The organism is Prodigiosinella aquatilis, from assembly GCA_030388725.1.
GTDB classification, from domain to species: domain Bacteria; phylum Pseudomonadota; class Gammaproteobacteria; order Enterobacterales; family Enterobacteriaceae; genus Prodigiosinella; species Prodigiosinella aquatilis.
Genome location: CP128857.1, coordinates 4182698 through 4197161 on the forward strand (window position 1 = coordinate 4182698; position 14464 = coordinate 4197161).

Below are 14464 nucleotides of genomic sequence, written 5' to 3' on the forward strand. Positions count from 1 at the left end.
CCTCCCCGCTCTTTCCCTGCACCGGCTCTGATAAAGGATATGACTATGCGTTATACAGGAGCTGAGCTGATCATCCGTCTGCTGGAACAGCAAGGCATCACCACAGTAACCGGCATTCCCGGTGGTGCCGCACTGCCGTTATACGATGCGTTGGGGCAAAGTAACATTATCCGTCACGTACTGGCCCGCCATGAACAAGGGGCCGGATTTATTGCTCAAGGCATGGCCCGTGCCAGTGGCAAAGCTGCGGTTTGTATGGCTTCCAGCGGCCCAGGTGCCACCAACCTGCTGACCGCCATTGCCGATGCCAAACTCGATTCCATTCCGCTGGTATGCATTACAGGTCAGGTCTCTTCCAGCATGATTGGCACGGATGCGTTTCAGGAAGTAGATACCTATGGCATCTCCATTCCGGTAACCAAACACAACTATCTGGTGCGGGATATCAACGAGCTGCCTCGCGTAATTGAAGATGCCTTTCGCATTGCGCAATCAGGACGGCCAGGCCCGGTGTGGGTAGATATTCCCAAAGATGTGCAGACTGCCAGTATTGAGTTGGCTGAATTGCCCGCCATTCGTGCCAACGATACACCGCCGGACGTCAATCCTCAGTCGATCCGTCAGGCAGCAGCGATGATTAACGCCGCGCAACGTCCAGTACTTTATCTCGGAGGCGGCATTATCAGCGCCGCCGCACATCAGCAAGCGCGCCAACTGGCCGAACGTTCCAATCTACCCACCACCATGACCTTGATGGCGCTGGGAGCCATACCGGTAGACCATCCGCTATCACTGGGTATGCTGGGCATGCATGCAGCCCGATCAACCAATCTGATTCTACAGCAGGCAGATTGGTTAATTGTGCTGGGGGCTCGGTTTGACGATCGCGCCATCGGTAAAGCCGAACAATTCTGCCCGGATGCCAGTATCATCCACATTGATATCGATCCGGCTGAGCTGGGCAAAATCCGCCAACCGCATGTCGCACTGAACGCGGATGTCGCCCAGGCGCTGGACCAGTTACTACCGCTGATCGAATCTCAACCACGTGAAGTATGGCGTGGTGCGGTGCAGGCACTGCAACGAGAGTTTCCGTTCAGTATGCCCAACAGTGATGACCCACTGAGTCACTACGGCTTGATCCGCGCCGTCGCACAGGAACTGGACGATAATGCCATTATCTCCACCGATGTGGGCCAGCATCAGATGTGGGTAGCGCAATCCTATCCATTGCGCCGCCCGCGCCAGTGGCTGACCTCTGGGGGGCTGGGAACGATGGGGTTTGGTTTGCCTGCCGCTATCGGCGCGGCATTGGCGGAGCCGCAGCGTACAGTGGTGTGTTTCTCTGGTGACGGCAGCTTAATGATGAATATTCAGGAAATGGCGACCACCGCGGAAGAAAATCTGAACGTAAAAATTGTACTAATGAATAACCAATCACTGGGGCTGGTGCACCAACAACAGGATATGTTCTATCAAAAACGCATTTTCGCCTCCGATTATCGCTATCAGACCAATTTTCTGGCCATTGCCGCTGGGTTCGGTTTTGCTGTTTGTGATCTGAATAGTGCCGCCGACCCACAAACCGCGCTGCGGGAAGCTTTACAGCATCCGGGACCGGCACTGATCCATGCCTTCATTGATGTCAATGAAAAAGTCTATCCGATGGTACCGCCGGGTGCCGCCAATATTGAGATGATTGGAGATTAAAACCATGCAAACACCATCAACTTCAACCCAGGTTACCCTGGAAGTTGCGGTACACAACCATCCGGGTGTGATGTCCCACGTCTGCGGGCTATTTGCCCGTCGCGCCTATAATGTGGAAGGGATTATGTGTATGCCACTGCCAGGCGGCAAACAGAGCCGCATCTGGTTATTGGTGCAAGAAGACCAACGATTGTCACAGATGATAAGCCAAGTGGAAAAACTCGAAGACGTATTGCAGGTACGCCGCCACGGTAACGAAATGCGGATTTTCGATCAGGTGGCGGAGTTTTACCGCTAATCAACTCGTCAGAATTTGCCACAATAGGTGGCGGTAAACCGGCATCAGCGGATGCATCCACAACTTTACCAGACTGACAACGGCAACTGCCGTTGTCAGTGGTGTAAACCAGCGCAGACGTTGTAGCGTAAAGACGTCATTATTGTAGTCGACGCGACTGGCGCGCCACCACTGCCACAACAACCAACCTGCACCCCATACCAGAATAGCGGTAATCAGCAGTAGCCATTTGAAACTACTACTGTTTACTTCGTGCGGAATATCAATCGCTACCCCCGCCAAGATCCCTGGCATCAGGTAAACCGGCGGCCAGGTGAGACAACCAATAATATTTGGCAATGCAAAACGCTGGGGCGACAGCTCCAGCATGCCGGCGATCATCGGGATCAGTGGCCGCGTCGGCCCAATAAAACGCCCTATCAGCACAGTAGCAATATGATGCTGATGCAAGGTCTTTTCTGTGCGATAGAGATAAGCCTGATGTTTTTGCAGGAAAGACCAGCTATGCAACTGTTCCTTGAAATACCAGCCGATAAAATAGGAGATCCAATCCCCCAACAGGCAACCAATAATCCCCATTCCCCAGGCGGGGTAGAGCGCCATTTTACCGCTGCCAATCAGCGCACCCAGCGACGCCATCATCAGCGTACCAGGAAGCAGTAGACCCACCAGCGCCAAAGATTCCAGAAAAGCGACCAGCAAGACCGCCATCAGCGAATACGCCAACGACTGTGTAACCAGATGTTCCAGCCAAACTTCCATAAATCGCTATATATCCGCACTTTTATAAACAAAGATAATAGGATAATAGCAGAGGACGATATGGAAATGGCAGATAATAGAATTTCCCTATCAGTGGGTATAAAGTACCCACTGATAGGGAAAGAGAGATAGAAAAATGGGGACGGTTATCCTCCCAGATACATCCTTTTCACTTCCGGGTTGGCGAGTATCTCCTGGGCTTGTCCGTGCAGCACAATATGACCGTTCTCCAGCACATAAGCCCGGTCGGCAATTTTCAGCGCCGCAGTAGCATTCTGCTCTACCAGCAAAACAGTAATTCCTTCACTCTGCAATTGCTTGATAGTGGAGAACAGTTCTCCCACCACCTTGGGTGCCAAACCGAGACTCGGTTCATCCAGCATCAGCAGTACCGGCTCACTCATCAGCGCCCGAGCTATCGCCAGCATCTGCTGCTCACCACCGCTCATGGTGCCCGCCATCTGGTTACTACGTTCCTTCAATCGTGGAAACATCGCGTACATCTTGTCCCGCAGATAACTAAAATTGACTGGGTTGTTATATGCTCCCATACGCAGATTTTCCTCAATCGTCAGATTAGTAAAAACCTTGCGTCCTTCCGGCACCAGCGCCAGTCCTTTGCGCACAATCTGGTGTGTCGGGCTGTGGGAGATATCGTCGTTGAGAAAAGTCACTACCCCCGTCGATTTCACTAAATTGATGATGCCATTAAGCGTAGAGGTTTTACCGGCCCCGTTACTGCCAATCAACGTGACAATTTCGCTGTTGTTAACCTCAAGATCGATGCCTTTGAGTCCCTGGATCAGCCCATAGAACACCTGAAGATCGCTGGCTTTAAGCATAATCAATGTCTCCCAGATAGGCGGCGATCACCTCCGGATTGTTCACCGCTTCCTGCGGCGTACCATTGAACAGCGCTTTGCCATAATCCAGCACCATTACTCGCTCACACAATGTATTGACGAACGACATATCGTGTTCGATCAACAACACCGTCAACCCATAGTCCGCACGCATCCTGAAAATCAGCTGCGCCAACTCCGCTGTCTCTCTGGGGTTCATGCCCGCTGCCGGTTCATCCAGTAACAACAGTTTAGGCGATGTCGCCAGCGCACGGGCAATCTCCACTTTACGCTGATTACCGTAACTCAAATTGGTGGCCAGCGAATCGGCATATTCAGCAATACCAATATAATCCAGCAGTGCCATTACTTTTTCCCGCGCCTGTCGTTCAGCATGGAAAAAGCGCCCCAACCGCAATACCGCTTCCAGAAAAGAGTAATGAATGAATCGGTCAAGACCGATCAGCACGTTTTCCACCACCGTCATGGAGGGAAACAGCCGGATATTCTGGAAAGTACGAGCGATCCCCCGGTTCACTACCTGATTGGGCTTCAGTCCGGCGAGCCTTTGTTGTCCCAGCATGACGGTGCCGAGGGTGGGTTTATAGTTGGCGGTAATCACATTGAATAACGTAGTTTTACCTGCGCCGTTAGGGCCGATAAGACCAAAGATTTCCGTCGGATTGATACTGAAACTCACGTCATCAATGGCACGCAGTCCACCGAACTGCATGGTGACATTATCAACACGGAGTAGTGGATTATTTTCCATTCTGGCGCCTCCTGCGAATTTCCCAGATTTCCTGTTTACCCAGCAACCCTTCGCGGGCAAACAGCATAATCACCAGCAACACCAGTGAGAACACCACCATCCTCAGTCCCGGGTGCGACCCAAAATCCTGCCCGAAGAGTGTGAGCGGCTGGTCGAGAAAACGTAACCACTCACCACTGCCCACCACAATGATAGTGCCCAGAATCGCGCCAGTGGTGCTACCCAACCCACCAAGCACAATGATGATCAGCAGTTGGAATGTCAGCATGAAGTCAAACAGATCGGGGGAGATAATCGTCAGTAACGACGCCAGCAACCCGCCGCCGATGCCCTCGAAAAAAGCGCTGGTGGCGAAAGCGCAGGTTTTGATTTTAAACGTATTAATACCCATGGCGATGGCCGCATCCTCATCGTCACGTACCGCTTTCATCGCCCGGCCATACTTGGAATACACCAGTTGCAGAATAAACAATACCGCCACCAGGGCGATAAAACCGCACCAGTAAAGGATATGACCCACCTGAGGGATCTCGTTCAGCCCAATGGCGCCATTGGTAATTTGCGGATTATTGATGGCAAAAATTTTGATGATGAAACCGAATCCCAACGTGACGATAGCCAGATAGTCGCCCCGCACCCGGAATACCGGAAAAGAGAGACATATTCCTACCACCGAGGAACAGATACCACTGATAATCAGCGCAGGTAAAAACGACGCGTGCAACACCAGAATGAACGGACTCGGTGCTGCCATTTCAAACATATCTGTTTTGGCATTTGGACTCAGCAGCAGCAGTGCGGTGATATAAGCGCCTATCGCCACAAACCCATTTGGCTCCAGCGACAACTGCCCGGTGACGCCGTTGATCAGGTTATAGCTGACCGCCAGTATCATGAAAATAAAGATATTACAGAAAATACGGACGATGTAGTCACCAAACACCGTCTGTAGCAGAGAGAGCGCCAGAAAGGTCAGCGCAAACACAACAATATACCCCAACAATAGCGCGGAGGAATTCTGTGGCATTCTCATCAGAAACGGCTCCTTTCCAGTCGTTCGTCACCCATAATGCCTACTGGCCTGAACAACAAAACCAGAATCAAAAACATAAAAGCAAAGGCGTCCTTGTACCCCCCTAGCTCCGGAAAAACAGCCACAGCCACCACTTCCGTAAAACCAAGGATAAAACCCCCAATCACCGCGCCGGTAACACTGCCTATCCCACCCAGTACCGCGGCGGCGAAGGCTTTCAGCCCGATCAACACCCCCATTAGCGGATCGATGGTCGGGTAGCTTATGGCATAGAACACCCCACCGAGTGCCGCCAGCCCACTACCCAGAGCAAACACGAACGCAATAATCTGGTTGGCGTCAATACCCATCAGCCGCACTGTGTTTACATCAAACGCCACTGCACGGATCGCCATACCCTGACGGGTGCGATAGAGAATGAACAGGATGATCGCCAGTAGCAGCAACGTAACCAACGGTACAATCCAGGCCACGTTGGTCACGACGATACGGCCCAGTTTGACCGTCTGGCCAAAGAAAGGCGGCGCATCAAAAAAACGCGGACTACCGCCAAACACCACGTTGAACAAATTTTCCAGGAAGAAACTGACACCGATGGCGGTAATCAACATCGAAATCTTTGATGCCTGCCGAAGCGGACGATACGCAATCTGATCGATGACAATCCCCAGTAGAGCCGAGATCAGAATGGCAAAAATAACAGCTGCCCCAAAGGGCAGCCCGAAGGAAGTGAAAGCGAACAGGGTCATGTAGGCCCCAACCATCATAATGTCGGCATGGGCAAAGTTAATCAGCCGCAGTACGCCATACACCATGGTATAACCGATGGCGATCAACGCATACATACTGCCCAAACTCATGCCATTGACCACCTGCTGCAAAAAAACGGCAAAATCCATCATGCAATCCTTTATGCCTGCGGGTTAGGGATGCACAACCGTTTTGTAAGCCAGCTGTCCGTCTTTTACTTCATTGATTACCGCATCGCGAATGGCATCGCCATTTTTCAACGTCAGTGTGCCGGTAATACCGGTGAAATTACTGGTCGCGCGGATATTCTTGTTCACACAGACACGGTCGTGCGGGTCGCTACATTTGTTCATCGCCGCGATGATCATCTTATAAGCGTCCGCTGTCATCGCCCCCCAAGTATGAGTCGGTTCATTATATTTGGCGGTCCAAGCTTTGATGAATTGCTCCCCATCCGGCGTTTGCTCTTTCGCGTTTGGTGAGTAGTAGTCGGTGGTCATCCAGCCATTCACCGCATCCTTTCCCATTTTGAAGAACACGGGGTCTGCTGCCAGACCATCCCCACCGATCACCGGAACCTTCAGCCCCAATTGTTTAGACTGCAATGCAATCAATGCACCTTCGGTATAGTAAATGGGCATATAGATTACATCGACATGATGCGATTTAATGGTGGAAAGCTGAGCCTTGAAATCCTTACTGCCGCCGGGTGCCTGCACCTCAATCGGGATAGTGCCGCCATTTTTCAGGAACTGGGTACGGAATGCCTTTGCCAACCCCACCGAGTAATCATTGCTGTTGTCAAACATGATGGCAGCGGTTTTGGCTTTCAGGTCACGACTGGCCAGGTTCGCCCCCACTACGCCCTGAAAACTGTCTGAAAAACAGACGCGACTGACGTATTTTTTACCACGCGTAACGCGATCGTTAGTGGCAGTGGGAGAAACCATCGGCGTTTTGGTATCCTCCGCCATTTTAGTCATTGCCATCGTGTTGGTGGAGGTCACTTCGCCAATTACCGCATCCACCTTATCGCTGGACACCAGACGCTGCATGGCGTTGGCCGCTTCTATTTTGTCACTCTTGTCATCGATGACCACCAGCTTGATGGTGTCACCATTCTTCAGTTTAGGTTCCATGCCATTAATCAGTTCAGCTCCCTTCAGGGAAGGCTGACCATAACCACTTAACGCACCACTCAGGGGCAATACCACCCCGATTTTGACATCTGCCGCCAGAGTACTGGTCACCGCCAGTGAAGAAGAGATAACTACCGCCGCTACAGTGAATCTGAAAATATTGTTCTTCATGTTCGCCTCTTCAAAATAAAGATTACATTCCAATTGTGAAATGACGCTGTATACAGGGTGATAAAAGAGAGAGTTGTGTGACAGAGTTATATGCTGTGCACCATTTTACATTCAGCAATAAATATGCCAGGAATTAAAGAATAATTAATCATTTAATAATCAATAAGTAACAAAAAATTCCCGTGCTATTTTCTTCTTGATTCATTGATCAACCAGCTCTCTGCACCAACGGGTTTCTCGATTGCTTTCTTATAGTGCGTGGGAAATATCCCTTTCTATAAAAAAATCAACAAATAGCGCAGACCCAGGTTTGATTATTTATTTCAGCGGGAAAAGTTTTATAATTGTCTGCTTATAATTTACAGCGTTTATTTTTTTAGTGATTATTTCTGAATTATGTTTTTTCTCAATTTTTTATTCTATTGGGATAATAAAGGTTAAATAAAAAAACATTAATAACAGATAAATAACATTCACGGTTTACCTGATTCATATTGCGAAAATAAAAACCTGGACTGATACTGTATAAATAACCATACTTCCAGATATACTCTTCTTTTCCTCCGACAAAGGGCGATAACGGTGTCTCAGGCTTGTCAGGGCTTTGTGCTTACCCGTCATTGGCAGGATACCTCCGCCGGTATTCAAGTCGAATTCTGGCTGGCTACCGAATCCGGACCACAGCAAGTACGTCTGCCATTGCAACAGGCAGTAGCCTTTATTCCGGCACAGCACCAGGAACAGGCCACCGCATTGTTGTCCGGCGAAAAACACTGGCAGCTCCGGCCACTAGAGCTGAAAAGTTTCCACCATGAACCCTTGCTGGGGTTGTATTGTCGCCAATACCGACAACTGCTGCGACTGGGAAAACAGCTACAGGAAGCCGGTATTACCGTATATGAAGCCGACATCCGCCCACCGGAGCGTTTTCTGATGGAGCGTTTCATTACCGCGCCGGTCTGGTTCAGCGGCGAAACTACCGCATCCGGACTTATCGATCAGGTGAAAATGAAGCCGGACCCCACCTATCGTCCCCAACTCACCCTGGTATCTTTGGATATTGAGACCAACCGAAATGGCGAACTTTATTGCATTGGTCTGGAAGGGTGTGGGCAGCGTCAGGTATTTATGCTGGGGCCACCGAATGGCAATCCGGATGACGCAAAAGACGTTACGCTGGAGTATGTCGCCAGCCGACCGCAATTGCTGGAAAAGCTCAATCAATGGATACAACACTATGACCCGGACATGATCATCGGCTGGAGTCTGGTGCAGTTTGATCTACGGGTCTTGCAAAAACATGCTGAACGCTACCGTATTCCGCTACGGCTGGGTCGGGGAAACCGCGAACTGGAGTGGCGGGAACATGGCTATAAACAGGGACATTTTTTTGCCAGCGCGCCAGGACGGTTGATCGTCGATGGCATCGAAGCACTAAAATCTGCCACCTGGAACTTCGCCTCATTCAGTCTGGAATTTGTAGCACAATCCCTGTTGGGAGAAGGGAAAGCCATCAACAACCCCTATCAACGCATGGACGAAATCGACCAGCGCTTCGCCGACAACAAACCCGCGCTGGCACACTACAATCTGAAAGACTGTGAACTGGTTACCCGTATTTTTGAAAAGACCCGTTTGTTACCGTTTCTGCTGGAGCGAGCCAGTGTCACCGGCCTGGCGGCAGATCGTAATGGTGGCTCAGTGGCGGCGTTTACGCATCTTTACCTGCCACGCATGCATCGCGCCGGTTTTGTCGCGCCCAATCTGGGAGAAATCGCTCCCGAGGCCAGTCCCGGCGGTTACGTGATGGACTCCCGTCCCGGCCTGTATGATTCGGTACTGGTGCTGGATTATAAAAGCCTTTACCCCTCGATTATCCGCACTTTTCTCATCGATCCAGTGGGACTGGTGGTCGGTATGCAGCAACCGGATGAACAACACGCCGTCGCCGGTTTCCGGGGAGCCTGGTTTTCACGGGATCAGCATTGTCTGCCCGCAATTGTCGATCACATCTGGCAAGGGCGGGATGTGGCTAAACGTACCGGGAATGCTCCCTTATCCCAGGCGCTGAAAATTATCATGAATGCCTTTTACGGTGTGCTGGGTGCCAGCGGCTGTCGCTTTTTCGATCCGCGACTGGCTTCATCCATTACCTTGCGTGGCCATGAAATTATGCAGCAAACGCGCATACTGGTTGAGTCCAGGGGTTATCAGGTGATTTATGGTGATACCGATTCCACTTTTGTGTGGCTTAATCGGGCCCACAGTGAAGAAGAAGCCGATGCTATTGGCAAGACACTGGTACAATACGTTAATCAATGGTGGCAACAGCATCTGAACCAGACACATGGGTTAACCAGCGCGCTGGAACTGGAGTATGAAACACACTTCTGCCGTTTTCTGATGCCCACCATCCGGGGAGCGGAGCAAGGCAGCAAAAAACGTTATGCCGGCCTGACGCACACGGCGCAGGGTGAGCAAATCGTGTTTAAAGGACTGGAGACCGTCCGATCCGACTGGACACCACTGGCGCAACAGTTCCAACAACAGCTCTATTGGCGCATTTTTCAGCGTCAATCTTATCAGGAATGGATACGGGAATATGTCAGCAAAACCCTGAACGGAGACTATGATGAACTACTGGTTTACCGTAAACGGTTACGTCGTAATCTAAACGACTATCAACGTAATGTACCGCCTCATGCACGGGCTGCGAAAATGGCCGATGACTATAACCGCCGATTGGGGCGTCCATTACAATACCAAACGGGAGGTTGGATTAGCTACGTTATGACGGTAAATGGTCCGGAGCCACTGGAAACACGGCATTCCCCACTGGATTATCAGCACTATATGGAAAAGCAGTTACAGCCGATAGCTGATGCCATCCTACCGTTCTTGCACGATGAGTTTTCCACATTGATTACCGGACAACTGGGACTATTTTAATGGCCCGAAAGACGTTTGGCAGGTGACGAACGTGTCACCATCCATTACCATAGCGCCCTTTCTGAAAGAAAACCCACGCACTGCGAGAAGGGTCGTGCCTGACGGGACGTCTGTCGCGCATGACGGGTAGTGTATTGCCCGAGATACGCCCTCCAGGCAGGCAACAAAAAGTAAGAATCACCTTACATTCTCCGACAACGATGAGTATCGAGCTTAGAATTTATGCCTTTTACACTTGGTCAACGCTGGATCAGCGATACAGAAAGCGAACTGGGATTGGGAACCGTAGTGGCAGTAGATGCCCGGATGGTTACCCTGATCTTCCCTGCCAGCGGTGAGAACCGCCTCTATTCCAGAAGTGATGCTCCGATCACCCGCGTGATGTTCAACCCTGGTGATACCATCACCGGCCATGAGGGCTGGCAACTGCGGATAGACGATATCCGCGATGAAAATGGTCTGCGTACCTATGTGGGTCGTCGCCTGGATGATGATACGCCTGCCGAATTGCGGGAAGTTTTTCTTGATAGCAAACTCACATTCAACAAACCACAGGATCGCCTGTTCGCCGGACAAATCGATCGTATGGATCGCTTTGCATTGCGTTACCGCGCCCGTAATCATCAGCATGAGCAGGCGCTGCAACCCTGGGGTGGTCTACGCGGGATGCGTGCCAGCCTGATTCCTCATCAGTTGCATATTGCCCGTGAAGTAGGACAGCGTCATGCTCCACGCGTACTACTGGCGGACGAAGTTGGTCTGGGAAAAACTATCGAAGCCGGTATGATCATTCACCAACAACTGTTAGCAGGCCGGGCTGAACGCGTACTTATTGTGGTACCGGAAACGCTGCAACATCAGTGGCTGGTAGAAATGCTCCGCCGCTTCAATCTACTGTTTTCACTGTTTGACGATGAACGCTATGCCGAAGCCAGGCTGGATAGCGACAACCCCTTTGAAACAGAGCAATTGATTATTTGTTCGCTGGGTTTTATACAGCGCAATGCCACACGGTTTGGGCAACTACTGCATGCCCATTGGGACTTGCTGGTTGTGGATGAAGCCCACCATCTGGTCTGGAGCGAGGCGGCACCCAGCCCGGAATACCAAGCGATTGAGCATCTGGCCAGCGCTACTCCGGCGGTATTATTGCTAACGGCGACACCGGAACAGCTAGGTCAGGAGAGCCACTTTGCTCGTCTACGACTGCTGGATCCAAACCGGTTTCACGACTATCACGAATTTATCGCCGAGCAACAGCAATATCGCCCGGTGGCCGATGCCGTCACTCTACTATTGGCCGGTAACAAAGCCAGTTCCGCCGAACTGAACGCTTTGAGTGAGTTACTGGGCGAGCAAGACATTGAACCCTTACTGAAATCCATCAACAGCGATAGCGAAGATCGGGAACAGGCCCGCCACGAACTGATCACGATGCTGATGGATCGTCACGGCACCAGCCGCGTACTGTTCCGCAACACTCGTCAGGGAGTAAAGGGCTTTCCACAGCGGGTGCTGCACCAGATTAAACTTCCGCTACCGTCGCAATATCAAACCGCCATCAAAGTGTCCAATATCATGAACGCGGGGAAAACCCCAGAATCCCGCGCCCGGGATATGCTCTATCCAGAACAGATCTACCAGAAATTTGAAGATGAAAATGCAACCTGGTGGAGCTTCGATCCGCGCGTGGAATGGCTGCTCAACTATCTGACCACTCACCGGGACAAAAAAGTGCTGGTGATTTGCGCTCAGGCCGCCACCGCGTTGCAACTGGAACAGGTATTACGTACCCGTGAAGCTATCCGGGCCGCCGTCTTCCACGAAGGATTGTCTATTCTGGAACGTGACCGGGCCGCCGCCTATTTTGCTTCTGAAGAGGAAGGCGCGCAGGTGCTGATCTGTTCGGAAATCGGCTCAGAAGGTCGCAACTTCCAGTTTGCCAGTCACCTTGTCATGTTTGATCTCCCCTTCAACCCGGATCTGCTGGAACAACGTATCGGGCGCCTGGACCGTATCGGTCAGACGCAGGAAATCCAGATTCTGGTGCCCTATCTGGAAAATACCGCACAAGCTTTGCTGGTACGCTGGTATCACGAAGGTCTGGATGCCTTTGAGCATACTTGCCCTACCGGACGCACCATTTATGACAGCCACTATGAACAACTGATAACCCGGCTGACGACACCGGGTGAACGGGAAGGATTAGAAGAGTTTATCAGCGCTTGCCGCCAGCAGCATGAAGCGCTTAAGCAGCAACTGGAACAGGGCCGTGATCGACTGTTGGAAATGCACTCCAACGGTGGTGAACAGGCGCAGGAACTGTGTCAGGCGATCGCCGAGCAGGACAACGACGTCAATCTGGTAAACTTCGCACTCAATCTGTTCGATATTATCGGGATCCATCAGGAAGACCGCAGTGACAATATGATCATACTGACGCCGTCCGATCATATGCTGGTGCCGGATTTTCCCGGACTCCCACAGGATGGCTGTACTATCACTTTCGACCGGGAACAGGCGTTATCCCGTGAAGACGCTCAGTTCATCAGTTGGGAGCATCCGCTGATCCGCAACGGGCTGGATCTGATTCTGTCCGGGGAAACCGGAAGTTGTGCCGTTTCTCTGTTGAAGAACAAAGCGTTACCGGTAGGCACACTGCTGGCGGAACTGGTCTATGTGGTAGAAGCCCAGGCACCGAAAAAACTCCAGTTAACTCGTTTTCTGCCACCGACCCCGGTACGTCTGCTGATGGATCGTAAAGGGACGAATCTGGCTGCGCAGGTGGAGTTCGAAAGTTTCAACCGTCAGTTGAATGCCGTGAATCGTCATACCTCCAGCAAATTGGTAAATGCGGTACAGGCGGAAGTCCACGACATGCTGCAAAAAGCGGAGCCATTGGTAGAAGTACACGCACGCCAGCTCATTACCGATGCCCAGCACAATGCCGATCAACAGTTACGTCGTGAACTGGAACGTCTGGAAGCGCTGAAAGCGGTTAACCCCAACATCCGCGATGATGAGTTGCAGGCGCTGGAAACCCAGCGTGAACAAGTATTAAGCAACCTGCAGCAAGCCAACTGGCGTCTGGATGCAATCCGTCTGGTGGTGGTTTCTCACCAGTAAATGTATTATCAGCGCGCTAAAACGATAATGCCTTTAGCGCGGCTGATGATCCACCGGTTGCCATCGGATACCCGGGCCTACCACGGGGATGAACTCATCCCCGTGTGTTCTATTATAAAACGTTGTAGCCGTCTGGAGCCTTGATGGAACCTTATAATCCCCCCGCAGATCCCTGGCTGCACATCCTGTATCAGGACCAGCACATTATGGTGGTCAACAAACCTAGCGGACTGCTATCCGTCCCTGGCCGTGCGCCGGAGCACAAAGACAGTATCATGAGCCGTATTCAGGCTGATTTTCCGCAAGCCGAATCGGTGCATCGTCTGGATATGGCGACCAGTGGTGTGATGGTGGTTGCCCTGAACAAAGCGGCAGAACGGGAACTAAAACGTCAGTTTCGCGAGCGTGAGCCGAAGAAATCCTACCTCGCCCGTGTTTGGGGAACCCTGGAACAGGATGAAGGCATGGTGGACCTCCCGTTGATTTGCGACTGGCCGAACCGCCCGAAACAAAAAGTCTGTTTTGAACAAGGTAAGGCAGCACAAACTGAATATCAGGTACTGGCGCGCGACGACGATGGCACCACACGGGTTAAACTGATGCCCATCACCGGACGTTCCCACCAATTGCGGGTTCATATGCTAGCCTTGGGCCACCCTATTCTGGGGGATGGTTTTTATGCCCATCCAGCAGCCAAAGCGTTGGCACCACGCCTGTTACTGCACGCCCAGGAATTGTGCATCACTCATCCGGCATTTCTCACGCCGATGCACTTCCGTTGTGAAGCCAATTTTTAACTTTTTTTGTCATGGGAAACACAGTGATAAAAGCATATTCCGGGGTTACTGCAAACATAAAACCATAGCACGACATAAGTCAGGGAGGGAAAAAAGATACACCGCAGAAAACCTA

At 51.4% G+C, this 14464-nt stretch carries 11 protein-coding genes; 5 read left to right on the forward strand and 6 right to left on the reverse strand.

Going from position 1 to position 14464, the window contains the following annotated elements; genetic code table 11:
- The first annotated feature begins 45 nt into the window (after window positions 1-45).
- Both ilvB and ilvN read left to right on the forward strand, forming a co-directional pair.
- Complete coding sequence (gene ilvB / locus PCO85_19520; protein WJV53325.1) at window positions 46-1710, forward strand: acetolactate synthase large subunit; 1665 nt, start codon at window positions 46-48, stop codon at window positions 1708-1710.
- A 4-nt stretch (window positions 1711-1714) separates the two neighbouring features.
- Window positions 1715-2008: an acetolactate synthase small subunit gene (gene ilvN, locus PCO85_19525; protein ID WJV53326.1), complete on the forward strand. Its 294-nt coding sequence runs from the start codon at window positions 1715-1717 to the stop codon at window positions 2006-2008.
- Here ilvN and PCO85_19530 read toward each other — a convergent pair whose 3' ends face one another.
- From PCO85_19530 to PCO85_19555, 6 genes are all read right to left on the reverse strand, one after another.
- The gene (locus tag PCO85_19530; GenBank protein WJV53327.1) at window positions 2009-2770 is read right to left on the reverse strand and encodes a DedA family protein; all 762 of its coding nucleotides are present in this window, start codon (window positions 2768-2770) and stop codon (window positions 2009-2011) included. It lies immediately after the preceding gene.
- A 146-nt stretch (window positions 2771-2916) separates the two neighbouring features.
- The gene (locus PCO85_19535) at window positions 2917-3612 is read right to left on the reverse strand and encodes an ABC transporter ATP-binding protein (protein ID WJV53328.1); all 696 of its coding nucleotides are present in this window, start codon (window positions 3610-3612) and stop codon (window positions 2917-2919) included.
- Window positions 3605-4384: an ABC transporter ATP-binding protein gene (locus PCO85_19540; GenBank protein ID WJV53329.1), complete on the reverse strand. Its 780-nt coding sequence runs from the start codon at window positions 4382-4384 to the stop codon at window positions 3605-3607. Before PCO85_19540 ends, PCO85_19535 begins: the two co-directional genes overlap by 8 nt.
- Complete coding sequence (locus PCO85_19545; protein ID WJV53330.1) at window positions 4374-5417, reverse strand: branched-chain amino acid ABC transporter permease; 1044 nt, start codon at window positions 5415-5417, stop codon at window positions 4374-4376. Before PCO85_19545 ends, PCO85_19540 begins: the two co-directional genes overlap by 11 nt.
- Window positions 5417-6316, reverse strand: coding sequence for a branched-chain amino acid ABC transporter permease (locus PCO85_19550; protein ID WJV56147.1), 900 nt, complete (start codon window positions 6314-6316; stop codon window positions 5417-5419). The genes PCO85_19545 and PCO85_19550 overlap by 1 nt, the downstream gene beginning before the upstream one ends.
- Window positions 6317-6340: 24 nt before the next feature.
- Window positions 6341-7477: an ABC transporter substrate-binding protein gene (locus PCO85_19555; GenBank protein WJV53331.1), complete on the reverse strand. Its 1137-nt coding sequence runs from the start codon at window positions 7475-7477 to the stop codon at window positions 6341-6343.
- A 582-nt stretch (window positions 7478-8059) separates the two neighbouring features.
- Here PCO85_19555 and PCO85_19560 point away from each other — a divergent pair.
- The 3 genes from PCO85_19560 to rluA all read left to right on the forward strand — a co-directional run bounded on the left by PCO85_19560 (window position 8060) and on the right by rluA (window position 14349).
- Window positions 8060-10426, forward strand: a complete 2367-nt coding sequence (locus tag PCO85_19560) for a DNA polymerase II (protein WJV53332.1) — start codon at window positions 8060-8062, stop codon at window positions 10424-10426.
- A 222-nt stretch (window positions 10427-10648) separates the two neighbouring features.
- Window positions 10649-13552: an RNA polymerase-associated protein RapA gene (gene rapA, locus PCO85_19565; GenBank protein WJV53333.1), complete on the forward strand. Its 2904-nt coding sequence runs from the start codon at window positions 10649-10651 to the stop codon at window positions 13550-13552.
- Between the two features lie 143 nt (window positions 13553-13695).
- A complete protein-coding gene (gene rluA, locus PCO85_19570; protein ID WJV53334.1) occupies window positions 13696-14349 on the forward strand; it encodes a bifunctional tRNA pseudouridine(32) synthase/23S rRNA pseudouridine(746) synthase RluA in 654 nt (217 codons plus the stop codon).
- The last annotated feature ends 115 nt before the right edge of the window (window positions 14350-14464 follow it).

Bases quoted from the DNA above. Each gene is read 5' to 3' on its own strand.
- ilvB (WJV53325.1), top strand. From the start codon at position 46: ATGCGTTATACAGGAGCTGAGCTGATCATCCGTCTGCTGGAACAGCAA.
- ilvN (WJV53326.1), top strand. From the start codon at position 1,715: ATGCAAACACCATCAACTTCAACCCAGGTTACCCTGGAAGTTGCGGTA.
- PCO85_19530 (WJV53327.1), bottom strand. From the start codon at position 2,770: ATGGAAGTTTGGCTGGAACATCTGGTTACACAGTCGTTGGCGTATTCG.
- PCO85_19535 (WJV53328.1), bottom strand. From the start codon at position 3,612: ATGCTTAAAGCCAGCGATCTTCAGGTGTTCTATGGGCTGATCCAGGGA.
- PCO85_19540 (WJV53329.1), bottom strand. From the start codon at position 4,384: ATGGAAAATAATCCACTACTCCGTGTTGATAATGTCACCATGCAGTTC.
- PCO85_19545 (WJV53330.1), bottom strand. From the start codon at position 5,417: ATGAGAATGCCACAGAATTCCTCCGCGCTATTGTTGGGGTATATTGTT.
- PCO85_19550 (WJV56147.1), bottom strand. From the start codon at position 6,316: ATGGATTTTGCCGTTTTTTTGCAGCAGGTGGTCAATGGCATGAGTTTG.
- PCO85_19555 (WJV53331.1), bottom strand. From the start codon at position 7,477: ATGAAGAACAATATTTTCAGATTCACTGTAGCGGCGGTAGTTATCTCT.
- rapA (WJV53333.1), top strand. From the start codon at position 10,649: ATGCCTTTTACACTTGGTCAACGCTGGATCAGCGATACAGAAAGCGAA.
- rluA (WJV53334.1), top strand. From the start codon at position 13,696: ATGGAACCTTATAATCCCCCCGCAGATCCCTGGCTGCACATCCTGTAT.